The 20,923-nt window shown below is 69.2% G+C and carries 23 protein-coding genes; 10 read left to right on the top strand and 13 right to left on the bottom strand.

All coding sequences use genetic code 11. The annotated features are described in order from the left end of the window. Window positions 1-95 precede the first annotated feature (95 nt). From ASD13_RS15915 to ASD13_RS15935, 5 genes are read right to left on the bottom strand one after another with little or no spacing between them, the layout of a single operon-like run. Window positions 96-935: an ABC transporter ATP-binding protein gene (locus ASD13_RS15915; protein ID WP_055871395.1), complete on the bottom strand. Its 840-nt coding sequence runs from the start codon at window positions 933-935 to the stop codon at window positions 96-98. Then, window positions 928-1,761 (bottom strand): ABC transporter ATP-binding protein, encoded by an 834-nt coding sequence (locus ASD13_RS15920; protein ID WP_055871398.1) that lies wholly within the window; start codon window positions 1,759-1,761, stop codon window positions 928-930. The genes ASD13_RS15915 and ASD13_RS15920 overlap by 8 nt, the downstream gene beginning before the upstream one ends. Next, window positions 1,758-2,666 (bottom strand): ABC transporter permease, encoded by a 909-nt coding sequence (locus ASD13_RS15925; protein ID WP_055871400.1) that lies wholly within the window; start codon window positions 2,664-2,666, stop codon window positions 1,758-1,760. The genes ASD13_RS15920 and ASD13_RS15925 overlap by 4 nt, the downstream gene beginning before the upstream one ends. Then, entirely contained in the window at window positions 2,663-3,724 is a 1,062-nt protein-coding gene (locus tag ASD13_RS15930) for an ABC transporter permease (protein ID WP_055871404.1), read from the bottom strand. The genes ASD13_RS15925 and ASD13_RS15930 overlap by 4 nt, the downstream gene beginning before the upstream one ends. 11 nt (window positions 3,725-3,735) lie before the next feature. After that, entirely contained in the window at window positions 3,736-5,319 is a 1,584-nt protein-coding gene (locus tag ASD13_RS15935) for an ABC transporter substrate-binding protein (RefSeq protein ID WP_055871407.1), read from the bottom strand. 204 nt (window positions 5,320-5,523) lie between these two features. Here ASD13_RS15935 and ASD13_RS15940 point away from each other — a divergent pair, with 204 nt between their 5' ends. Next, a complete protein-coding gene (locus ASD13_RS15940) occupies window positions 5,524-6,060 on the top strand; it encodes an Lrp/AsnC family transcriptional regulator (RefSeq protein WP_055871410.1) in 537 nt (178 codons plus the stop codon). A gap of 10 nt (window positions 6,061-6,070) precedes the next feature. Here ASD13_RS15940 and ASD13_RS15945 read toward each other — a convergent pair whose 3' ends face one another. The 4 genes from ASD13_RS15945 to ASD13_RS15960 form a co-directional block, all read right to left on the bottom strand. Further along, entirely contained in the window at window positions 6,071-6,427 is a 357-nt protein-coding gene (locus ASD13_RS15945) for a hypothetical protein (protein ID WP_229778785.1), read from the bottom strand. Window positions 6,428-6,450: 23 nt separating this feature from the next. Next, window positions 6,451-7,041, bottom strand: coding sequence for a GNAT family N-acetyltransferase (locus ASD13_RS15950; protein ID WP_055871416.1), 591 nt, complete (start codon window positions 7,039-7,041; stop codon window positions 6,451-6,453). Then, window positions 7,038-8,051 (bottom strand): hypothetical protein, encoded by a 1,014-nt coding sequence (locus ASD13_RS15955; RefSeq protein ID WP_055871419.1) that lies wholly within the window; start codon window positions 8,049-8,051, stop codon window positions 7,038-7,040. The genes ASD13_RS15950 and ASD13_RS15955 overlap by 4 nt, the downstream gene beginning before the upstream one ends. A gap of 83 nt (window positions 8,052-8,134) precedes the next feature. After that, on the bottom strand, window positions 8,135-8,800 hold the full coding sequence (locus ASD13_RS15960; RefSeq protein WP_082531543.1) for a Pr6Pr family membrane protein: 666 nt from the start codon (window positions 8,798-8,800) through the stop codon (window positions 8,135-8,137). A gap of 80 nt (window positions 8,801-8,880) precedes the next feature. Between ASD13_RS15960 and ASD13_RS15965 the strand changes: the two genes are divergently transcribed. Both ASD13_RS15965 and ASD13_RS15970 read left to right on the top strand, forming a co-directional pair. Next, window positions 8,881-9,849 (top strand): hypothetical protein, encoded by a 969-nt coding sequence (locus tag ASD13_RS15965; RefSeq protein WP_055871422.1) that lies wholly within the window; start codon window positions 8,881-8,883, stop codon window positions 9,847-9,849. Beyond that, window positions 9,846-10,946: a hypothetical protein gene (locus ASD13_RS15970; RefSeq protein WP_055871425.1), complete on the top strand. Its 1,101-nt coding sequence runs from the start codon at window positions 9,846-9,848 to the stop codon at window positions 10,944-10,946. The genes ASD13_RS15965 and ASD13_RS15970 overlap by 4 nt, the downstream gene beginning before the upstream one ends. Window positions 10,947-11,191: 245 nt before the next feature. Here the strand turns inward: ASD13_RS15970 and ASD13_RS15975 are convergent, their stop codons facing one another. Together ASD13_RS15975 and ASD13_RS15980 are read right to left on the bottom strand one after the other, a co-directional pair. Further along, a complete protein-coding gene (locus ASD13_RS15975; protein ID WP_055871429.1) occupies window positions 11,192-11,938 on the bottom strand; it encodes a 3-hydroxybutyrate dehydrogenase in 747 nt (248 codons plus the stop codon). 19 nt (window positions 11,939-11,957) lie between these two features. Continuing rightward, a complete protein-coding gene (locus tag ASD13_RS15980) occupies window positions 11,958-13,319 on the bottom strand; it encodes an MFS transporter (RefSeq protein WP_031205827.1) in 1,362 nt (453 codons plus the stop codon). A gap of 106 nt (window positions 13,320-13,425) precedes the next feature. Between ASD13_RS15980 and ASD13_RS15985 the strand changes: the two genes are divergently transcribed. After that, entirely contained in the window at window positions 13,426-14,337 is a 912-nt protein-coding gene (locus ASD13_RS15985; protein ID WP_055871432.1) for a LysR family transcriptional regulator, read from the top strand. A gap of 39 nt (window positions 14,338-14,376) precedes the next feature. On the opposite strand, the gene ASD13_RS15990 is transcribed toward ASD13_RS15985, so the two are convergent. Together ASD13_RS15990 and ASD13_RS15995 are read right to left on the bottom strand one after the other, a co-directional pair. Further along, window positions 14,377-14,880: a GNAT family N-acetyltransferase gene (locus ASD13_RS15990; RefSeq protein ID WP_055871434.1), complete on the bottom strand. Its 504-nt coding sequence runs from the start codon at window positions 14,878-14,880 to the stop codon at window positions 14,377-14,379. Next, window positions 14,873-15,157, bottom strand: a complete 285-nt coding sequence (locus ASD13_RS15995) for a type II toxin-antitoxin system TacA family antitoxin (protein ID WP_017829871.1) — start codon at window positions 15,155-15,157, stop codon at window positions 14,873-14,875. Before ASD13_RS15995 ends, ASD13_RS15990 begins: the two co-directional genes overlap by 8 nt. A gap of 119 nt (window positions 15,158-15,276) precedes the next feature. Between ASD13_RS15995 and ASD13_RS16000 the strand changes: the two genes are divergently transcribed. Genes ASD13_RS16000 through ASD13_RS16025 form a run of 6 tightly spaced genes read left to right on the top strand, consistent with a single transcriptional unit; the run spans window position 15,277 to window position 20,915 of the window. Continuing rightward, entirely contained in the window at window positions 15,277-15,972 is a 696-nt protein-coding gene (locus ASD13_RS16000; protein WP_055871437.1) for a DUF1684 domain-containing protein, read from the top strand. 28 nt (window positions 15,973-16,000) lie between these two features. Beyond that, a complete protein-coding gene (locus ASD13_RS16005; protein WP_055871440.1) occupies window positions 16,001-17,497 on the top strand; it encodes an ABC transporter substrate-binding protein in 1,497 nt (498 codons plus the stop codon). Window positions 17,498-17,549: 52 nt separating this feature from the next. Further along, window positions 17,550-18,512 (top strand): ABC transporter permease, encoded by a 963-nt coding sequence (locus ASD13_RS16010; RefSeq protein ID WP_055871443.1) that lies wholly within the window; start codon window positions 17,550-17,552, stop codon window positions 18,510-18,512. Then, window positions 18,509-19,369, top strand: a complete 861-nt coding sequence (locus ASD13_RS16015; RefSeq protein WP_055871446.1) for an ABC transporter permease — start codon at window positions 18,509-18,511, stop codon at window positions 19,367-19,369. The genes ASD13_RS16010 and ASD13_RS16015 overlap by 4 nt, the downstream gene beginning before the upstream one ends. Then, window positions 19,366-20,163: an ABC transporter ATP-binding protein gene (locus tag ASD13_RS16020; RefSeq protein WP_055871449.1), complete on the top strand. Its 798-nt coding sequence runs from the start codon at window positions 19,366-19,368 to the stop codon at window positions 20,161-20,163. The genes ASD13_RS16015 and ASD13_RS16020 overlap by 4 nt, the downstream gene beginning before the upstream one ends. Continuing rightward, on the top strand, window positions 20,160-20,915 hold the full coding sequence (locus ASD13_RS16025) for an ABC transporter ATP-binding protein (protein ID WP_055871451.1): 756 nt from the start codon (window positions 20,160-20,162) through the stop codon (window positions 20,913-20,915). The genes ASD13_RS16020 and ASD13_RS16025 overlap by 4 nt, the downstream gene beginning before the upstream one ends. Window positions 20,916-20,923 lie beyond the last annotated feature (8 nt).

Below are 20,923 nucleotides of genomic sequence, written 5' to 3' on the forward strand. Positions count from 1 at the left end.
CCGGGTCCGGTGAACGCGGCTGCTCGCAGCGACGCGGTGTGGAGGCTCGTGCGCTGACGAATCGTCCCGGCCGGGCGGAGCGGTTGCGAGCGACCTCAGTTCAGGACCGGCGGCACTTCCGACCAGACGATCCGCTCCTCCGTTGTCGGCGCGACCGGGATGCGCCCGGATCCGTCCGGCTCAGGGATCGCGGCCAGGAGCGCCTGCGTGTAGGGATGCCCGGGTGCCGCCCAGAGCTGGTCCGTCGGACCCGACTCGAGCACGCGCCCGCCGAACATCACGAACGTGCGGTCGGCGATGCGCCGCACCACGGCCAGGTCGTGGGAGATGAACAGCATTCCCGCACCCGACTCCGCCACGAGGTCGCGCATGAGTCCGGCGACACTCGTCTGGGTCGATGCGTCGAGCGCCGAGATCGGTTCATCGGCGACGAGGAGCGACGGCCGCGCGGCCAGGGCCCTGGCGATCGCGATGCGCTGCTTCTGCCCGCCCGAGAACTGGTGCGGGAAGCGCGTGCTCACGTTCGTCGGCAATCCGACGCGTTCGAGCCATTCGTCCACGGTCGATCCCTCGGCGCCGCGCGCACGGGCGGTGGCGATGCCGTCCGCGATCTGGTCGCCGACGCGGCGCCGCGGGTTGAGCGACGTCGCCGGGTCCTGGAACACCATCTGGATGCCGGTGAGGGCGATCGAGCGACGGCGGATGCCGAGCGGCGACACCGGGGCGTCACGGAAGAGCACGGTCCCCGCGGCGATCTTCTCGATGCCGACCACGGCACGGGCGAGGCTCGACTTGCCGCTGCCGGACTCACCCACCAGCGCGACGGTCTCCCCCGCGGCGACGCTGATCGACACACCGTTCACGGCGATCACCGGCGGGTTGCCCGGGTAGCGCACGACCACGTCGCGCGCGTCGAGGACTGCTACCTCACTCATCTGCGGCCTGCCCTTCCGGTGCCTCGTCGATGCGCGAACCCGGGAGGGCCGCGAGCAGCATGCGCGTGTATTCGTGCCGAGGATCGCGGAACAGCGTCTCGCGGTCGGCGAGCTCCACGATGCGGCCGTCCTTCATGACCGCGACACGGTCGGCGATCGCACTCATCACGCCGAGGTCGTGGGTCACGAGGAGCACGGCGAGGTTGCGTTCGATCGCGAGGTCGCGCAGCAGCTTCAGGATGCCCGCCTGCACCGTGACGTCGAGAGCGGTGGTGGGCTCATCCGCCAGCAGCACCTCGGGGTCGCAGGCCAGAGCGCACGCGATCGCGATGCGCTGACGCTGCCCGCCCGAGAACTGGTGCGGGTAGCGCCCCAGGGCCGCGGCCGGGTTCGGCACCTGCACGGTCTCGAGCAGCTCGACAGCCCGCGCTCGGGCGGCGGCGCCCTTGAGACCGAGGTGCACCCGCATGTGGTCGGTGAGCTGGCGGCCGACGGGCAGCTGCGGGTGCAGCGAGGCCGACGGATCCTGGAACACCATCGCGATCCGCTTGCCGCGCACCCTGTTGAGCGCGCGCCGGTTGAGTCCCAGGAGCTCTTCGCCGCCGAGCAGGATCGATCCCCCGGTATGGGCCTGACGCGGCAGCAGTCCCAGAACGGCGAGCGAGGTGAGGGTCTTGCCGGACCCGGATTCTCCGGCCAGACCGTGGATGCGACCCGCCTCGAGTTCGAGGGAGACACCCTTGACGAGCGGACGCCCGATGTCGACCGTCAGGTCGCGGATGCTGAGCGTCGCGGCCTGCTGCGCGACAGCGCTCTGGGCACTCATGCGGCCACCCCCGCCGACGCCTTGTGCTCCGCAGCCTTCTCGTGCGTGATCTCGGCCGTCGGGTCGAGCACGTCGCGCATCGCATCTCCGAGGAAGTTGAACGCCAGCACCACGGTCAGGATCGCGAGACCCGGGAAGACCCCGAGCCACCAGGCGTCGAAGTTCTGCATCGCACCCGAGATCATCGACCCCCACTCGGCCGTCGGCGGTTGCGCACCGAGACCGAGGAAGGAGAGTCCGGAGAGCAGGAGGATCGCCGCGCCGATGTCGAGCGTCGCCAGCACCAGGACGGGGCCGGCGATGTTCGGGAGGATGTCGACGAACAGCGTGCGTGCCGGCGAGTGCCCGAGCAGTCGTCCCGCGATCACGTAGTTCTGGCCGCGGAGCCCCAGCACGATGCTGCGCGTGACACGGGAGTACTGCGGCCACGACACCACGATCGCCGCGATCACCGCGTTGAACAGCGACGGGCCGAGCGAGGCCGTGACCACCATCGCGAGGATCACGGTCGGGAAGGCCATGAACAGGTCGGTGATGCGCATGAGCGTCTCGTCGACCCAGCCGCCGAAGTACCCGGCGAGCGCTCCGATGAGCGTGCCGATGATCATGGCCGCGATCACGAGCATGAGGGCGAGCGGCAGGCTCACGGTGGCGCCGTTCATCAGGCGGGAGAAGATGTCGCGTCCGTTGCCGTCGGTCCCGAGGAGCGTGTCGATCCCCGGAGGCTGCAGGCGCGGCAGCACCTGCGCGTTCGGCGGGTACGGGACCCACCACTGGGCAGTGAAGGCCACGATGATCCAGGCTCCGGCGATGACGGTGCCGATGATCCCCAGCGGCGTGCGCCAGGCGCGGGGCCAGCGGAAGCGGAAGCGCCCGGCCGGGGAGGCGGCGGCGATGCGGCTCATGCGATCCTCACTCTCGGGTCGAGCACGCCGTACAGCAGGTCGACGATGAAGTTGATGAGGAGGTAGATGACGCCGACCACGAGACCGACGCCCATGATGCCCGGCAGGTCGAGGTTCGCGGCGGAGTTGTAGGCGTAGGTGCCCAGGCCCGGCCAGGCGAACACCGACTCGACGAGCACCGTGCCCGACAGCAGAGCGCCGAACGCGACACCCACCACCGTGAGGATCGGCAGCGACGCTCCCCGCAGCACGTAGTCGAGGATCACCCGCATGGCCGGGAGCCCCTTGGCTCGGGCGGCGCGCACGTAATCGCTCCCGAGGACCTCGAGCACCGAGGTGCGGATGAAACGGGTGAGCAGACCGATGGTCACGAGCGAGAGCACCATGACGGGAAGCGCGAGGTGCGCGAGGGCGTCGAAGAAGCCGACGGCGTCGCCGCCCAGAAGGTAGTCGACCGTGTAGAGCCCCGTCACGCGCGGCGGCGGCGTGATCGACGGGGAGATGCGGCCGGATCCCGGTGCGATGCGCAGCTCGAGGAAGAAGACGTAGAAGCTGACGAGTGCCAGCCAGAAGGTCGGCACGCTGAGCCCGACCAGCGTCACGACGCGGATGACCTGGTCGGTGACGAGTCCGCGACGGTAGGCGGCGAGCGTACCGAGCACGATGCTGACCGCGAGGCTGACGATGATCGCCCCGATCGCGATCTCGATGGTCGCCGGCACCGCGGTGGCGAGGTCGCTGGTGACCGGGCGTCCGGTCACCAGCGACGTGCCGAGGTCCCCGCGCAGCAGGTTCCCCATATAGATGAAGTACTGCACGAACAGTGGCTGGTCGAGACCGTGCTCCTTGATGAACGCGTCACGCGTCGCGGGGTTCTGCGACGCACCCTCACCGAGCGCGGCCGAGACCGGGTCTCCCGGCACCAGGTTGGTGAGCGCGAACGTGACGATCGTCACGCCCACCAACAGGAGCAGGGAGGTGCCGGCCCGCCGCAGCAGGTATCCGAGCAGAGGCGACCGGCGCCGCTGCGCCTGCCTCTGCACCGCCACTGTCGTCATGAGATGTCCGTTCAGCCGGCCGGCGTGATCTCGGCGATGTCCATCTCCCAGACGGAGTTGTACACCGCACCCTTCACGCTGTCCGCGGAGGAGATGTTGCGACCGGGGACGATCAGCGGCACGAACGGGCCCTCGGCCTGCATCGCCTCGGCGAATTCGGTGAAGGCGGCCGTGCGCTGGTCGGGGTCGGTCGCGGCGGCGGCACCGGCGGCGATACCGGCGATCTCCGGGTTGGCCTCGGCTGCCCAGCCGGCGCGGAGGCCGACCTTCAGACCCGGGGCGAAGGGCAGGAAGTTCGCGGAGTCGGCGTAGTCCGGGCCCCAGAACCACAGGCCGAAGCCCTCGGTGCCGTTGACGTAGGCGTCGAGCTCGGTCGCGAAGGGCGCGGGGGCGAGGTCGACCGTGATGCCGGCGTCTTCGAGCTGTGCCTGCACGCGCTCGGCGAGCGGGGTGAACTCCACGCCGCCGACCGGGTAGTCGTTCGGGAACTGCAGCTTGAGGGTCTGGCCCGTGTAGCCGGCCTCGGCGAGCGCGGCCTTCGCCTTGTCGAGGTCCTGCTCCACGCCGCCGTCGAGGGCGCCCTCGAATCCGGGCGGGATCACGCCGGTCGCCTGCACGGAACCGGCACCGGCCAGCTCCAGCAGTGCGTCGTAGTCGAGGGCGTAGCGGATCGCCTCGGCGATCTTGACGTTCGCCAGGTCACCGGCGACGGCCTCGGACTGGTTGAGCAGCAGGAAGATGGTCTGGCCGGAGGGGACGGAGTCGACCGTGATGCCGTCGCCGAGGCCGGCGACCTGGTCGCCGTTCAGGTCCATCGCGACCATGGAGTCGCCGCCCTTGAGGTTGGCGAGCTGGGTGGCGCTCTCCGAGACGTTGCGCACGACCACGCGCTTGTAGTCGGATGCCTCGTCGCCGTTGTACTCGTCGTTCTTGGTCAGCACGACCTGCGAGCTGAGGTCGAGCGTGTCGAGCACGAAGGGGCCGGAGCCCGCGGAGGCGCCGTCGAGGAACTTCTGCGCCGAGTCGGTGCCGTCGGTCGCGCCGCCGTTCTCGATGACGACGTCGGAGTTGACGATGCCGAGCGCCGGGTTCGCGAGGATCGCGGGCAGCTGCAGCAGCGGGGTCTCGGACGTGAACTCGATCGTCTTGTCGTCGACCTCGGTGATGGTGAGCCCGCCGAGCAGGAAGTTGGGCTTGGCGTCTTCCATGCCCTGGATGCGCTGCAGCGAGAACACGACGTCCTTCGCCTCGATCGGCGAGCCGTCGGAGAAGACGCGGTCGCCGTCGAGCGTGAAGGTGAACTCGGTCGCCTCGTCGTTCTGCTCCCACGACGCGAGGCCGGGGACGGGGGTGGAGACGTCGGAGCCCTCGAAGTCGACGAGGGTCTCGTACAGGGCCTTCGCGATCATGTTGCCGGTCGGGTCGTAGGTGTGTCCCGGGTCGGTGGTCTCGATCGAGAACGCGGTGTCGATGACGAGGGAGTCGGATCCGGACTGCCCGCCGCCGGTCGCCGAGTTCCCTCCAGAGCAACCTGCGAGCGCGAGGAGCGCTGTGGCTCCGAGCGCGATGACCGGCGTGATACGGCGTGACGACATGAGGGCCTCCAGAGGCGAGGAGTACATTCGGGTGAGTCGCCACCGATGTGGACGACCGTGGATCAGATTCGCATCATATGCGACGATGTGTCCAGCAAGAGTGGGTCACCTCGACACGCTCTGTCCAGAACCTCGGATGTGAGGAACAATATGTCCAGCAAGAATGCGGAAGATTCGAAGCATTCTGGACGAAGTGCCGCCCCATTGGACGAGACGGCGTACAGAATCCTCGAAGTCCTGCGTGATAACGGTCGTGTCTCGATCGCGGCTCTCGCCGACAAGGTGGGGATCTCACGCGCGAACGCCTACACGCGCGTCGAGTCGCTCGTGCACGACGGCGTCATCACGGGCTTCAGCGCCCGCGTGGATCAGGCGAAGGCGGGGCTCTCCATCGGCGCCCTCGTCTTCGTCACCGTGATGCCGCAGGCCTGGGCGTCGTTCCGGGAGCGGGTGCTGGAGATGCCCGATGTGGAGTGGTGCGCGATCACCACAGGCGAGCACGACGCGATGCTGCTGATCCGCGCCGTCGATGTCAGCGGCGTGCACGAGTTCTCCACCGGAGTGATCGCTCAGCTGCCCGAGGTGCGCACGGTGGTCAGCGTGGTGGTGCTCGACGAGGTGATCCGCCGCCCCTACCTGCTGCCGGGGGACCTGCCGGAACGAAGCAGCGTCACCGCACCGCTCGGGATGACACGGTGGACGCCGGCCTCGCCCGGTCGCGACGCGCTGCCGCCGCGCTGAGGCGCAGGCCTCAGGCGGTGATCTCCTCGCACACGCTCAGCTGCGGGAGTCCGTGCATCTCGTAGTGCTCGACCAGGCGGATGCCGCCCTCGTCGGTCAGCTCCAGCTCGCTCTCGCCGTCGCCGGTCACGACCGTGCCGTCGGCCTTGAGCACGTGCACGAAAGACACCCAGATCGTGTCACCCGTGCGGGTGCCGACGAACTTGCCGAAGGTGACCGTGTCACCTTCGTACCCGCCCCAGATCGCGCCGTCGCGCTCGAAATACTCGAAGATGCTCGGGGATTCCGGGTCGACCGCAGAGGTCGTGGACGACACCATGCGGAATCGGCGGCCGTCGAGGGAGGGAAGGGTTGCAGTCGCAGTCACATCCTCGATTATGGGGGATCCCGTCACGAGCCGTCCGCGCCGTCGCGCCCCCGCCATTCGTCTTCGAGGAGGGCGTAGACGAGCAACGTCGTCCATTCGCCCTTGAACCATTCGCTCTCCACCAGACGGGCCTCGCGGCGGAAGCCGAGCCTTTCCACGACCCCGGCCGATGCCGTGTTGCGCTCGTCGATGCGCGCCACGATGCGGTGCAGGCCCACGCCGTCGAAGCCCAGCGCGAGGAGCGCGTCGACCGCCTCGGTCGCATAGCCACGGCCGCCGGCGCGCGGGTCGAAGATGTACCCGACCTCGCCGGATCGGTCGCTCTCGCTGCGCCAGAACAGCACCACGTCGCCGAGGAGTGCGCCGGATGAACGCTCCTCGACGGCGAGGGAGACCGCGTCGCCCTCCTTCGCGAAGCGCGTGTTCGACCAGGTGGTGGCGATGCGCTGTTCGACCTCCGCGAGCTCCAGCGGCGCGTAGGGCACGTACCGCACGGCATCAGGGTCGGACTTGTAGACGTGCATCGGTGCGGCATCGGCGGGCGCGATCGGGCGCAGGAGCAGACGCTCCGTGATGATCGGGTACTCGGGGTCGTACCCCGACTCCCCCGTCACTCGAGGTCCAGGGAGAGCAGGCCGGGCAGATGCGCCGTACGGGCGCGCACAGCCAGGAGGAGATCGCCGTAGTCGGGCGCGATGCCGACGCGGGAGGAGGCGAGCAGGTGCGTCGTGGTCTTGCCGGCAGCGCGGTCGAAGCGGAGTCGCTTGACCGGGTACGCGGGCGGGGTCAACCAGATGCGAGCCAGCTGCGCGTAGGGCGTGTCGACACCGTCGATGCGGATGCCCTGGGAGTCGACCGACACCTGAGCGGGGATCGATCGCACCAGGCGCCGACGCTGCACGGCGCCGATCCCGAAGCCGATGGCAGCGACCGCGGCGAACGGCGCGAGCAGGATGAGTGCCGAGAGCTCGCTGTCGACGAAACCGGGCACCGCCACGAGCAGCCCGACGCCGATCGCGATGACGAGGAATACGACGGCGGCGACCGTGATCCGCGTGGCCAGGCGCCGCTCCCCCGTGGCGTCGATCGTGAACTGCGTCGGCAGCTGGGCTCCGGCGCGCGCGGCCGCGACAGGGTCGTCGAACACCGGCAGCGCGATCGGGTTCAGCGTCGCCATGAGCTCGTTGAACAGGGGTCGCGAGTACCCGGGCAGCTCGATCGTGATCTCGCGGTCGCCGGTGTGCACGATCAGGGCGCGCGTGGTGCCGCTGGGGAGTCCGTTCGTGCGGTGCTCGGTGATCTTCGAGCGGAAGGCGGTCGTGGCGCGCAGGAACGTCTCGCGGTTGCCGGCCTTGCCGATCTCGACCGCATCGGGGCGTATGACGATCCGGATGTTGCGGAACCAGAAGAAGCCGGCGAACACCGCCACGGTCAGCGCGCTCGCGAGGACGAGCACCAGCACGCCGCGGGTCGAGATGTTCATGGTGCGCGGCAGGAACTTAGGGAGCACGAAGAGCGTCACCGCCGACAGCACCGCGGAGAGCACGATCGCGCCGACGGCCGAGCGGAGCGGGTTCCTGCGGAAGACCCGCTCGCCGGACACGGCTTCGGCCTGATTCAGCATTCGAACTCTCCCCCATGACAGTCGGCTCGCGTGACGCGATTCCCACCGTAGTGCCCGCCCGGGGAGCACCAAGGAAAATCGGCTCAGTCGAGGGGGGATGCGTTCTCCCTCAACGACACGCCGCGGAATCGGCTGGCCGTCCAGACCAGGACGCCGGCGAGCAGCACGGCGACGAGCAGCCCGAGCACGTGGAGCATCAGCGAACCGAGCCCGCGTTCGGGGAGCAGGAAACCGTAAGGCACCCAGCCGTCGTTGACTCCGCGCCACAGCACCACGCCCAGCCAGATCAAGGGGTAAGGCACGAGCATCCAGAGGCGGGACCACGGCAGCCGGGGGCGATCGCCGACGAGCAGCCAGTCGAGCGCCACGAGCAGGGGGAAGACGACGTGCAGCAGCACGCTCACCCAGGGCGGCGCCGAGCCCGTGCCGGGGACGAGCACGTTGTAGATCACGCCGACCACGAGCAGGTAGGCGGTCACGATGCCGCGCAGCAACGCGAACCACGAGGGAACCGATCGGCCGGTCGCCCCTAGCGCACCGCTGCCGATCAGGACGAGCGCCGCGATGAGACTGGTCTGGTTGGTGAAGTACCCGAAGTAGTCGAACGGGCTCGCGTCCCCCACGGAGATGCGCAGAGCGTAGGCGTAGAGGAGGACCGCGATGACCGAGGCGCCGACCACGATGCGGCCGATTCCCCACGCGCGGCGGGTCTGCGGCGCGACGGTCTCGATCTCGTTCTCGGTCTCCACGACGTCAGCCTAGGGCGGCTCTGTGCGCACCCGCTGTCCGCCGACCGCACGAACAGCGCAGTGCCCGGTAGCGTGGTCGCATGGAGTGGACGCCCGATCCCTCGGCGGGGGCATGGCTGCGTGAGCGGCTCGACGCCGGCAACGAGACCATGCATGTGGTGGTGCCCCGCGGCTTTCCCGCGTATGCGCGCATCTTCCATCCGGCCATCGTCCGCTCATCGCCGGATCGGGCGATTCCGACGGCGGACGAGTGGGTGCGGATGCCCGAGTCCGCGCAGCACGCGCTCATGGCCCGATTCGTCGACGAGCCGGTGTCGTGGGCGCAGACGGCGGCGGCGTTCGGCACCGTCCTCCACCCGCTCGCGCAGTGGAACCGGCTCGTGCGCACCCCGTCCGACGGCGACTGGCGCACGCGGATCGCCCCCGACGGTCGCGAGTTCACCGCGCCGATGGAGGGCGAGCTGGAACCTGCCCACCTGGCGAACATCGTCACCCACCTCGTCGAGCACACGCAGACGCCGGACGCCGGTTTCGCCGCGCTCTGGGAGGGGCGAGGCGATCTGCTGGGCTTTGTCGGCATCACCCCATCGCGCTCGTTCCCGACATTCTCGGACGATCCGAACCATCAGGCGATGCTCGACCGCAGCGCGCGCGATCCGTTCAACAACGTCTTCCGCAAGCCCACCTGGCAGGAGGGCATCCTCTCGAAGGAGATCTCGGAGGGGCCGAGGTTCGAGCTGCCAGGACGGGGACACGTGCTGTTCTCCGCTGCCCCGCGTGCGTTCGCCGATCCGGAGTGGGTGCTGCACGTGCCTTGGCGCGATCTCCCCGCCGAGGAGCGCGGATTCCCGCCGGCGGCACAGAGCCCGAGCCTCCTCTGGCCGGAGGATCACGCCTGGGTGCTGGTGAGCGAGGTCGACTTCGACTCCACGATCGTGGCCGGCTCGCCCGCACTGATCGAGGCGCTGTGCGCGGACGAGCACCTGGAGGCCCTCCCGCTCCCGGAGGGCGCCGATCTCACGTGGGACGCCGATGCGGTGAACAGGTGACGTCCCCGCCGATGACCTTCGACGCCCGACCCCTCACCGATCCGGTCGACGCGAGCGCGGTGCGCGCCTTCGCCGCGGAGCTCCGTTCCCGGCCGACGGGTAGCATCGGGGCATCCACGATCATCGGCATCGTGGCGGTCGCGATCGTCGCCGTGGTGATGCTGCCTGTCCTCATCAGCGTGGTCCTGAGCCTGGCATCCTTCGGCGGCTCCCCCGCGTCCGCAGCGATCCCCCTCGTGCTGATCGCGCTTCTGCTGGCCGCCGCGGGCGTCATGATCTGGCTGGGCGTGCGCAATGCCCAGACGACGCGGTTCCGCCTGCATCGGTTCGCGCAGACGAACGGCATGACCTACGAGCCCAAGGTCGTCGACCCGCCGCTGCCCGGCATGATCTTCCACCTCGGGCGCGGACGGCAGTCCACCGATCTGATCCGCGGTACCAGGCCACGCTTCGTCGAATTCGGCAACTACCAGTACACGGTGCAGTCGGGAAAGAACTCCACGACCTACCGCTGGGGCTACGTGGCCGTGAAGCTCGATGCACCGCTGCCGAACATCGTCCTCGACGCCAAGGGCAACAACGGGTTCGGCTCGAACCTGCCGGCATCGTTCCAGCGAAGCCAGCGGCTGTCGCTCGAGGGCGACTTCGACCAGCACTTCACGCTCTACTGCCCCGAGGGCTACGAACGCGACGCGCTCTATCTCTTCACGCCCGACATCATGGCGCGGTTCATCGACAACGCCGCCGAGCTCGACGTGGAGATCGTCGACGACTGGCTCTTCCTCTACACGCAGCGGAAGGTGTCGACCCTCGATCCCGACACCTGGGCGTGGCTGTTCGGCACCGTCGGCGCCCTGCTGACGAAGTTCGAGCAGTGGGCGCGGTGGCGCGATGAGCGGCTCGTCGCCGAGACGGGAGCGGGGGCATCGGCCCCGACGTCGAGTCCGTCGCTGCCGTTCGCGCCGCCTGCAGGCCTGCTCACCCCGCCGCCCGGAGTCGCCCCTCAAGGGCGGCGACTCAAACGCGGCGGCACCTGGATACCCATCGTCATCGCGCTCATGATCGCCGGGTTCTGGATCGTGAGCAGAATCAACTGAGCCGATGCGACCGCGCGGAGTGGCGGAGGGGCCGAGTGTGGGGGTGGGTGCCGGCTGGGGACCGAACTCCCACCCCATCCCCCCTCGGGATCGAAAAGAGATCCACTCTCCCTCCGCATGACGGCTGAGCCGCCCCGCCCACGGTCAGCTGGGGACTGACACTGCTGGGCGTATGGCGAAATGGTATACCGGGCGAGGTTGCAACCCCTTGCATCCATTCGCACGAATGCGCTTCTGCCGACCGGTCAGCGCGCCGACCACCCGCCGTCGATCGTGTAGCTCGCCCCGGTCACCATCCCCGCAGTGTCGCCCGCGAGCCACAGCGCCAGGGAGGCGACCTCGCTCGGCTCGACGAGCCGCTTGATGGCCGACTCGGTCAGCATCACGTTCGCGAGGACCTCCTCCTCGGGGATGCCGTGCACCCGGGCCTGATCGGCGATCTGCTTCTCGACGAGCGGCGTGCGCACGTACCCCGGATCGATGCAGTTGCTCGTCACCCCGCGCGGCCCACCCTCCAGCGCCGTCACCTTCGACAGCCCCTCCAGACCGTGCTTCGCCGCGACGTACGCCGACTTGTAGGCCGAGGCGCGCAGGCCGTGCACGCTCGAGACGTTGATCACCCGCCCGAAGCCCCTCTCGTACATTCCCGGGAGTGCGGCGCGGATGAGCAGGAACGGCGCTTCGAGCATGAGGCGCAGGATGAACGAGAACCGCTCCGGTGCGAAGTCCTCGATCGGACTCACGTGCTGCACTCCGGCGTTGTTGACGAGGATGTCGACGTCGATGCGGGCATCGGCGAGCGCACCGAGGTCGGACAGGTCGACGCACCACGCCTGCCCGCCGATCTCCGTGGCGAGAGCCTCCGCGGCCTCACGATCGACATCGGCGACCGTGACCCGCGCGCCCGCCGAAGCGAACTCCCGGGCACACGCGGCGCCGATCCCGCTCGCACCACCCGTGACGAGCGCCGTGCGTCCTCGCAGATCGGTCATGTCGTGCTCCTTCGGTGTGTCAAGCCGCGGCCGTGCGGGCGGCATCGGCGTCGTCGATCGCCTGCAGCGAGATGCCCTTCGTCTCGCGCAGCGAGACCACGGCGACGGCCGTCACGACGCAGGCGATGACGATGTAGATCGCGATCGGCAGCCAGGAGCCGAAGTCGCGCAGCCACTGGATCGCGAGGATCGGCGCGAGCGACCCGGCGAGGATGGCCGTGACCTGGGAGCCGAGCGAGACTCCCGAGTAGCGCATGCGGGTGGGGAAGAGCTCTGCCATCACCGCCGGTTGCGGGGCGTACATGAACGCGTGGAAGCAGAGCCCGATGGTGACGGCCAGCACGATCAGCACCGGGTTGAGGGTGTCGAACATCGGGAACGCGAAGAACGCCCACGTCGCGCTGAGGATGGCCCCGGTGAGGTAGACGGGCTTGCGCCCCCACCGATCCGCGAGTCGCCCCAGCTGCGGGATGATCGCGAAGTGCACGACGTGCGCGATGAGCAGAGCGAGCAGCAGCTGGCTGGTGTCGTACTCGTGCACGGTCTTCAGGTACACGATCGTGAAGCTGACCACGATGTAGTAGACGATGTTCTCGGCGAAGCGGATGCCCATGGCCTGCAGGATGCCCTTCGGGTACCGGCGCAGCACCTCGACGACACCGTAGGACGTGGCCTTCTCGGCCTCGACCTGCGCCTTGGCCTCGAGGAAGATCGGCGCCTCCTCGACGTGGCGGCGGATGTAGAACCCGACCAGCACGATCACCGCCGACAGCCAGAAGGCGATGCGCCATCCCCATTCGAGGAAGGCGGCCGAGCTCATCACCCACGAGCTCACGAGCAGCACGAGGGTGGCGAGGAGGTTGCCCACCGGAACAGCGGCCTGAGGCCAGCTCGACCAGAAGGAGCGCGAGCGGTCGGGGCTCTGCTCGGCGACCAGCAGCACCGCACCGCCCCACTCCCCTCCCACGGCGAAGCCCTGGAGGAAGCGGAGCGCCACCAGCAGCGCGGGTGCCCAGTAGCCGATGCTCTGGAAGCCGGGGAGGCACCCCATCAGGAAGGTCGCCGCGCCGACGATGATGATCGTCGCCTGGAGGGTGGGCTTGCGGCCGAACCTGTCGCCGATCTGGCCGAAGACGATGCCGCCGAGGGGGCGGGCGATGAAGCCGATCGCGTAGGTGACGAAGGCCGCGATGATGCCGTCGAGGGGCGAACCGGTCGCCGGGAAGAAGTAGGTGCCGAACACCAGGCTGGCCGCGGTGGCGTAGAGGAAGAACTCGTACCACTCCACGACCGTGCCGGCCATGGAGGCCGCGACGACCCGCTTGAGCTTCGAGGTCGGGACGGAGGGGGCGGTGGGGGCCGCGCTCACTGAGGATGTCATGTCTGTCTCCTTCGGATGTCGCCGGTGACACCCGCGTCCCAGTGTCAGGCACCCGCCGCTTTGCAACAACGCCCAGTGCTGCACATGGCATGTGCATAATTGCAGAATGGATGCCGCCAAGCGCCCGCGCGCCGACGACCTGCTCGTGCTCCTCGCGGTCGCGCGCACCGGGCGCTACACGAGCGCCGCCACCCATCTGGGCCTCGACCACACGACGGTCGCCCGGCGCATCGCCGCCCTCGAAGACGCGCTCGGCGGTCGCGTGGTCGCACAGTCGGCGACGGGATGGGAGCTGACCGACCTCGGCCGATCCGCTGCGGAGACGGGGGGCCGTATCGAAGCGGCGCTGTCTCAGCTCGACGGCGGCGCCGAGACACCCGATCCGGTCTCGGGAGTCGTCCGCATGTCGGCGACCGACGGCTTCAGCGCCTACATCGCAGCCCCCGCCGTCGCCGCTCTGCGCATCGCGCATCCGAGGCTCACGGTCGAGATCGTCGCGGCGACCCGACGCGCCGCCGAGCACCGCGCCGGCCTCGATCTCGAAGTGGTGGTGGGGGCTCCGCAGACGCGTCGCGCCCATGCGGTGAAGCTCGGCACATACACGCTGGGCATGTACGCGTCGCGCGACTACCTCGCTCGGGTCGGAACGCCGAGCTCTGCCGCCGAGTTGGAGCAGCACCAGCTGGTCTACTTCGTCGACTCGATGCTGCAGGTCGACGCCCTCGATCTCCCCCGCCGTCTCGTCCCGCGCATGCAGGACGGACTCACCTCCACCAATGTCTTCGTGCACGTGGAGGCGACCAGAGCAGGCGCCGGCATCGGGCTCCTTCCCTGCTTCGCGGCCGACCGCCATCCCGATCTCGTGCGCCTGCTGCCCACGGTCTTCGCCGAGAAGCTGCCGTACTACCTGGTCGCACGGCCCGAGTCGTTGCGCCTGCCGGCCGTCTCCGCTCTCGCCGCAGCCCTGCGCGCGCAGACGCGTGCGTCGAAGGCGATGCTCGACGGCGCGAGCGGCTGAGCGCCGCCATGCGTTACTCCGAGGAGCGGGGCAGCCGGATCACCGCGCGAGGGTCGCGCGTGCATCCTGCACGAGGAGGAAGAGGGTACGACGCGCCTCGGGGAAGGCGGTGAAGCCAAATCGCTCGTAGAACGGGACGATGTCGTCGTTGATCGCGTGCACCAGGATGGCACGGACGCCGATGGCGTCTGCGGCTTCGAGCGCTCGCATCGTCGCGTGCTGCAGGAGGGAGAACCCGAGACCCCGACCGGCGTACTCCCGGTCCACAGCCAGACGCCCGAGCAGCACGATGGGAACAGACACGGGCATGCCGCCCGCCAGCTGCGGCGGCCCGTCGCCGCGGTCGATGGCACTGGAAGCCAGGCAGTAGTACCCCGCGACCCTCCCCTCCCGCGTGACCGAGACCATCGTGCGCGAAGCGCCGCTCTTCTCATTCGAGCGGGCTCGTCCCCGCAACCAGGTATCGAGGCTCTCCTCCCCGCAGCGGAAGTCCGAGAGCTTGTCGCCGGACGCGAGAGGTCGCGGGGTCAGGAACTCAGTCAACGAAGACCGAATCGCGTCTCATCAGCTCTCGCAGACCCTCGACGGTGCGGGGCGGACGCTCCATGACCTCGATGAAGGCGTCGAACCGGACGGCATCGACGCGCAACCGACGCTCGCGCTCGATGACCTCCTGCGCCCTCTCCACCAGCACAGACGCCGAGAAGTCCGTCACAGTGCGACCCTCGATCGCGGCTGCCTCCTCGATCACCTCCTTCTGGTCCGCGGTGACGCGGAACTCCAGGCGGGCGCTCTTCAGCGGAGAAGTCGAAGTGCTCATCCTCGGAGTGTACGGCAGATACCCGTACGCCGAAAGGGCTGAGGCGATGCGCCGCCATGCGTTACTCCGAGTGACGTGCGCGACCCGACCGCGTTCTCCATGCAAGAGAATTGAAAGTGATGTCTGAACGCGAAGATCACACCCATTGGCAGGCCGAGCGCCGCGCCGCCGTCACGTCGGCGACCGGCAACCTCGCCCTGATCGAGACCCGCTGGACCGGCGAGCGCCCTGACCTGGACGCTGCGCAGCGCGACGCGCCGCCCACGGTGACCGTGACCCCGATCGAGCGCACGAACATCGAGACCGGTCAGGCCGAACACGGCCTGCGTGCATGGGACGCCGAGGCGCCCGCCATCCGCGCCTTCGACCGCATCGACACCTACGACTACGACCCTGCGTGGGTTCTGGAAGGACACTTCACCCCGGTCTCCGGCGACCGTCGCGTGTCCTTCGAGCACATCCGCGACAACGGCGGCACGCGCGACCTGGTCGTCCCCGGCGACATCCGCCTCGAGCTCGACGGCCAGGAGTACACCCTCGCCGCCTTCGACGACGGCGGCACCCTGCTGCTCGTCTTCGGCGATGAGACCAACGGATCGGAGACCTACGGATCCGGTCGCTTCCTGTTCGTGCAGCTGCGCGACGACGAGGGCTCGGTGGTCCTCGACTTCAACCGTGCGTTCGTACCGCCGTGCGGTTTCAGCGCCCAGTACAACTGCCCGCTGCCGCCGGCCTCCAACCGCTTCCCCCTGCCTATCCGAGCAGGCGAGAAGAACGTCGTGTTCCACGACGGCTTCGACATCTACGCGGCGTGACGCCGCACACCCTCACCCTGGAGCACTCATGAGAAGAACCCGCATCCTCGGCGCGCTCGGTGCCGTCGCCACGCTCGCCCTCGTGGCCGGCTGCGCGTCCGGTACGAGCGACGACGCCACCGCGAGCGAAGACGCCACGATCTTCATCGGCTCGCTGTACGAGCCGACCAACCTGAGCAACACCCAGGGCGGCGGGCAGGGCGTGACCGAGGCTCTGACCGGCAACGTCTACGAGGGCCTGTACCGGCTCACGGATGACGGCGAGGTCGAACCTCTCCTCGCCGAAGACGCCCAGGTGTCCGACGACGGCCTCACTTACACGATCACTCTGCGCGACGGCGTGACCTTCCACTCGGGCGACCCGCTCACCTCCGCCGACGTGAAGTCGAGCGTCGAAGCCGTCACCGCCGAGGACTCGGTCTCGGCCCGCAAGTCGAGCTTCAAGACGATCGCCGACATCGCCACCCCCGACGACAAGACGGTCGTGTTCACGCTGTCGCAGCGGTCGATCTCGTTCCTGTACAACCTCAGCTACGTGTGGATCGTGAACGACGAGGCCGGCGACATCACCAGCACGGAAGACGGCACCGGCCCCTACACGCTCGACGAGTGGAAGAAGGGCTCGACGCTCACCCTGCAGCGCTGGGACGACTACTGGGGCGAGCCCGCCAAGAACGGCGAGGTCGTCTACACGTACTTCACCGACGCGACGGCGGAGAACAACGCCCTCCTCACGGGTGAGATCGACGTCATCACCAGCGTGCAGAACCCGGACTCGCTGACGCAGTTCGACTCCGACGACTACGTCGTGAGCGAGGGCACCTCGACCACGAAGGAGCTGCTCGCCTTCAACGACCGCGTCGCCCCCTTCGACAACACGCTCGTGCGCAAGGCGGTCTACTCCGCGATCGACACGAAGAAGCTCCTCGAGTCGATCTGGGGCGACTACGGCACGCTGATCGGGTCGATGGTGCCGCCGACCGACCCCTGGTACGAGGACCTCACCTCCGTGAACCCGTACGACGTCGAGCTCTCGAAGGACCTGCTCGCGCAGGCCGGCTACGCCGACGGCTTCACGTTCACGCTCGACACCCCGAGCTACGATCCGCACCCCGCCGTGGCGGAGTTCCTGCAGTCGCAGCTCGCCGAGGTCGGCATCACGGTCGAGATCAACACGATCAGCGCCGACGAGTGGTACACGAAGGTGTTCAAGGAGCAGGACTTCGAGGCCACTCTGCAGGAGCACGTGAACGACCGCGACGTGGTCTGGTACGGCAACCCCGACTTCTACTGGGGCTACAACGACGCCGACGTGCAGCAGTGGGTCGCCCAGGCCGAGCAGGCCGCCACGACCGACGAGCAGACGGCCCTGCTGAAGCAGGTCAACGAGAAGATCGCCGCGGATGCCGCGAGCGTATGGTTGTACCTGTACCCGCAGATCGTGGTCGCCTCCAGTGACCTCAGCGGATACCCGGTCAACGGCCTGAACTCGCAGTTCTTCGCCTACGACATCGTCAAGTCCTGACGTGCGTGGGGGATGCCGCGCGTCGGCATCCCCCACCTCATCCTGAGAAGCCATGCTCGCCTACCTGCTGCGCCGCCTCGCGTTCCTCGCGGTATCGCTCGTCGTCGCGATGGTCGCGATCTTCGTGCTGCTGCGCCTCCTCCCCGGCGACCCGGCCAACGCGCTGCTCTCCGTGAACGCCACCCCGGAGCAGATCGCCGCCGCGCGCGCCCAGGTCGGCTCCGACCAGCCCCTGCTGCAGCAGTTCACGACGTGGGCGACGCAGCTGCTCCGTCTCGATCTCGGCGAGTCGTTCCTGAGCTCCCGTCCCGTCGGACCCGACATCGCCGATCGCCTCGCCGTGACGCTCCCGCTCACCCTCATCGCCTTCACCATCGCGCTGCTCGTCTCGCTCGTGATCGGCATCACCGCCGCCGTGAAGGCCGACCGCTGGTACGGCATCGCGCTCTCGGGCTTCGCGCAGCTCGGTGTCGCCGTGCCCGTGTTCTGGGTGGGTGTGGTGCTGGTCTGGGTGTTCGCGCTCGGGTGGGGCGTGCTGCCCTCCGGCGGCTTCCCCCGAAAGGACTGGGAGGATCCGGCGGACGCACTGCGCTCGCTCGCGCTGCCGGTGATCACGATCGTGATCGTCATGAGCGCCTCCCTCAGTCGCTACGTCCGCTCGGCGACGCTCGACGTGCTGGGCAGCGACTATCTGCGCACCGCCCGCGCCGGCGGTTCCCGCATGGGTGAGGCTCTGCTGCGCCACGGCGTGCGCAACGGCGCCGTCCCCGTCGTCGCGGTCCTCGGCATCGAACTGTCGACCACCCTCCTCGGCGCAGTGGTCGTCGAGAGCGTCTTCACGCTTCCCGGTCTCGGCAGCCTCCTGCTGTCCGCCATCGAGCAGCATGACTTCCAGGTCATCCAGGGCGTCCTCGTCGTCAGCACGCTCTTCGTGCTGCTGGTCGGTTTCGCCGCCGACATCGCGCAGCGGCTGATCGATCCGCGCCTGCGCACGAGTGTCTCGGGGAACCGATGAGCCGCGTCGCCGAACAGCTGGTCACCGGATCCGCGCCCGTGCGCCGACGTCCGAAGGCGACCCTGCTGATCGGAATCATGCTCACGGGTCTCATCGTGCTGATGGCCCTGGTCTCCCTGTTCTGGCTGCCCTACCCGCTCGCCGACACCAGCGGGGGCCGTCTCGAGGGGCCGAGCACCCTGCACCTGCTCGGCACCGATCGGCTCGGACGCGACCTGCTCTCACAGCTGATGTGGGGCGCGCGGATCGCGCTCGTGGTCGGCACCTGCGCGGTCGCGATCGCCGCTCTCCTCGGCACGATCGTCGGGCTCCTGGCGGCGTTCGCCCGGCCGTGGGTCGACGACACGCTCTCGGCAGGACTCGACGTGGTGATCGCGTTCCCCGTGCTGCTGTTGGCGATGCTGGTCGTCGCCGTGCAGGGCGCGTCGCTGTGGTCGGCTGTGCTCGCGATCGGCCTGGCGATGTCGGCCGTCGTCGCCCGTCTCACCCGCATCCTTGCGCGGCGTGTCCTGCAGGAGCAGTTCATCACCGCGGCGCGCACCAGCGGCACCGGCGTGCTCGGCGTCGTGTTCCAGCACGTGCTGCCGAACATCGCGCCCACCCTCGCCGTGAGCCTGGCGCTGCAGTTCGGCGCCGCCGTGCTGGCCGAAGCGAGCCTGTCGTACCTCGGTTTGGGAGCACCGCCGCCCAACGCGTCGTGGGGACGGATGCTGCAGGAGGCGCAGGGCACAGTCCTCACAGCCCCTGTGGGCGCCATCGCTCCCGGCGTCGCGATCATCGCGCTGGTGCTCGGTGTGAACTTCCTCGCCGACGGTCTGCGCGACCTCGCCGACCCGACCCGCAGGAGGAGCCGATGAGCATCCTCGACGTCTCCGGCCTCACGGTCCGCTCCGGCGCGGGCGCGCTCGTGCGCGATGTCTCGTTCTCCCTCGCGCCCGGTGAGCGCCTGGGCCTGATCGGCGAGTCCGGCTCGGGCAAGTCGCTGACCTCGCTCGCGGTCACGGGCCTGCTGCCCGATGCCCTCAGCGCCTCGGGCTCGGTGCTGCTCGACGGCCGCCAGGTGATCGGAGCGCGGGACGCCGACCTCCGACCGCTGCGCGGGCCCGTCGCGCAGATCGTGTTCCAGGAGCCGCTCACCGCGCTCGATCCGCTGATGCGGGTGGGGCGGCAGGTCGCTGAGCCGCTGCGACGCCATCTCGGGCTGCGCGGGGCGGAGCTGACGAGCGCCGTCGCCACGGCCCTCGACGAGGTCTCCCTGTCCGACACCCGCATCGCGCGGGCCTACCCGCATGAGCTCTCGGGTGGTCAGCGTCAGCGCGTGGCGATCGCCATCGCCCTCGCGGCCCGCCCGCAGCTGCTCATCGCCGACGAGCCGACGACCGCGCTCGACGTGACCGTGCAGGACGGCGTGCTCGCACTGCTGGAACGCCTGGTCGACGAACGCGGCATGGCGCTGCTGTTCATCAGCCATGACCTGGCCGTGGTCTCGCGCATGGTGGATCGCATCGTCGTGCTGCGCGACGGGCTCGTCGTCGAGGCGGGGTCGGTGGCGCAGGTGCTGCAGGAGCCGGCCGAGCCGTACACGCGGATGCTGGTCGACAGCGCCCGTGCGCTCGATGCGTTCCTCGACGCCGGGGAGGTCGGACGATGACGCTGCTCGAACTGCGCGGGGCCGGTTTCGCCTATGGATCGCGCCGCGTTCTCGACGACGTGTCGCTGCGCATCGATGAGGGCGACTCGTTGGGCCTCGTCGGTGAATCGGGGGCGGGCAAGTCCACGATCCTGCGGCTGATGCTCGGGCTCACCGCCCCGCGCGACGGACAGGTGCTGTTCGAGGGCGCCCCGCTCGCTCTGCGCGACCGCGCACAGATGCGTCGGTTCCGCGCGAGCGTGCAGCCGGTGTTCCAGGATCCGTACTCGTCTCTCGACCCTCGCCAACGCATCGACCGGATCGTCGGCGAACCGCTCCGTTCGCTGGGTCTGGCATCCGGCGCCGATGCGCAGCGCCGCATCGCGGAAGCCCTCGACTCGGTCGGACTCCCCGCCGACACCGCACGTCGCTACCCGCACGAGTTCTCCGGAGGACAGCGTCAGCGCATCGCGATCGCGCGCGCCGTGGTCTCGCGCCCCCGGGTGCTGCTGGCCGACGAGCCGGTCAGCGCACTCGACGTGACGACGCGCGTGCAGGTGCTCGAGCTGCTCGACCGGCTGCGCCGCGAGAACGGCCTGTCGCTCGTGATGGTGTCGCACGACCTGACCGCGATCGCCTCGGCCTGCGACCGGACCGTGGTGTTGAAGGACGGCCGCGTGGTCGAGCAGGGCGCGACATCGGCCGTGCTGCACGCCCCGCAGGACCCCTACACGCGGGCGCTCGTCGACGCTGTTCCGCGACTGCCGCGCTGAGTACCGGG

Source organism: Microbacterium sp. Root1433D1 (assembly GCF_001426835.1).
Taxonomy (GTDB): Bacteria; Actinomycetota; Actinomycetes; order Actinomycetales; family Microbacteriaceae; genus Microbacterium; species Microbacterium maritypicum.

Excerpts from the sequence above, each read along its gene's own strand:
- ASD13_RS15915 (WP_055871395.1), bottom strand. The coding sequence starts at position 935 with ATGAGTGAGGTAGCAGTCCTCGACGCGCGCGACGTGGTCGTGCGCTAC.
- ASD13_RS15920 (WP_055871398.1), bottom strand. The coding sequence starts at position 1,761 with ATGAGTGCCCAGAGCGCTGTCGCGCAGCAGGCCGCGACGCTCAGCATC.
- ASD13_RS15925 (WP_055871400.1), bottom strand. The coding sequence starts at position 2,666 with ATGAGCCGCATCGCCGCCGCCTCCCCGGCCGGGCGCTTCCGCTTCCGC.
- ASD13_RS15930 (WP_055871404.1), bottom strand. The coding sequence starts at position 3,724 with ATGACGACAGTGGCGGTGCAGAGGCAGGCGCAGCGGCGCCGGTCGCCT.
- ASD13_RS15935 (WP_055871407.1), bottom strand. The coding sequence starts at position 5,319 with ATGTCGTCACGCCGTATCACGCCGGTCATCGCGCTCGGAGCCACAGCG.
- ASD13_RS15955 (WP_055871419.1), bottom strand. The coding sequence starts at position 8,051 with ATGCTGAATCAGGCCGAAGCCGTGTCCGGCGAGCGGGTCTTCCGCAGG.
- ASD13_RS15965 (WP_055871422.1), top strand. The coding sequence starts at position 8,881 with ATGGAGTGGACGCCCGATCCCTCGGCGGGGGCATGGCTGCGTGAGCGG.
- ASD13_RS15975 (WP_055871429.1), bottom strand. The coding sequence starts at position 11,938 with ATGACCGATCTGCGAGGACGCACGGCGCTCGTCACGGGTGGTGCGAGC.
- ASD13_RS15980 (WP_031205827.1), bottom strand. The coding sequence starts at position 13,319 with ATGACATCCTCAGTGAGCGCGGCCCCCACCGCCCCCTCCGTCCCGACC.
- ASD13_RS15985 (WP_055871432.1), top strand. The coding sequence starts at position 13,426 with ATGGATGCCGCCAAGCGCCCGCGCGCCGACGACCTGCTCGTGCTCCTC.
- ASD13_RS15995 (WP_017829871.1), bottom strand. The coding sequence starts at position 15,157 with ATGAGCACTTCGACTTCTCCGCTGAAGAGCGCCCGCCTGGAGTTCCGC.
- ASD13_RS16000 (WP_055871437.1), top strand. The coding sequence starts at position 15,277 with ATGTCTGAACGCGAAGATCACACCCATTGGCAGGCCGAGCGCCGCGCC.
- ASD13_RS16005 (WP_055871440.1), top strand. The coding sequence starts at position 16,001 with ATGAGAAGAACCCGCATCCTCGGCGCGCTCGGTGCCGTCGCCACGCTC.
- ASD13_RS16010 (WP_055871443.1), top strand. The coding sequence starts at position 17,550 with ATGCTCGCCTACCTGCTGCGCCGCCTCGCGTTCCTCGCGGTATCGCTC.
- ASD13_RS16015 (WP_055871446.1), top strand. The coding sequence starts at position 18,509 with ATGAGCCGCGTCGCCGAACAGCTGGTCACCGGATCCGCGCCCGTGCGC.
- ASD13_RS16020 (WP_055871449.1), top strand. The coding sequence starts at position 19,366 with ATGAGCATCCTCGACGTCTCCGGCCTCACGGTCCGCTCCGGCGCGGGC.
- ASD13_RS16025 (WP_055871451.1), top strand. The coding sequence starts at position 20,160 with ATGACGCTGCTCGAACTGCGCGGGGCCGGTTTCGCCTATGGATCGCGC.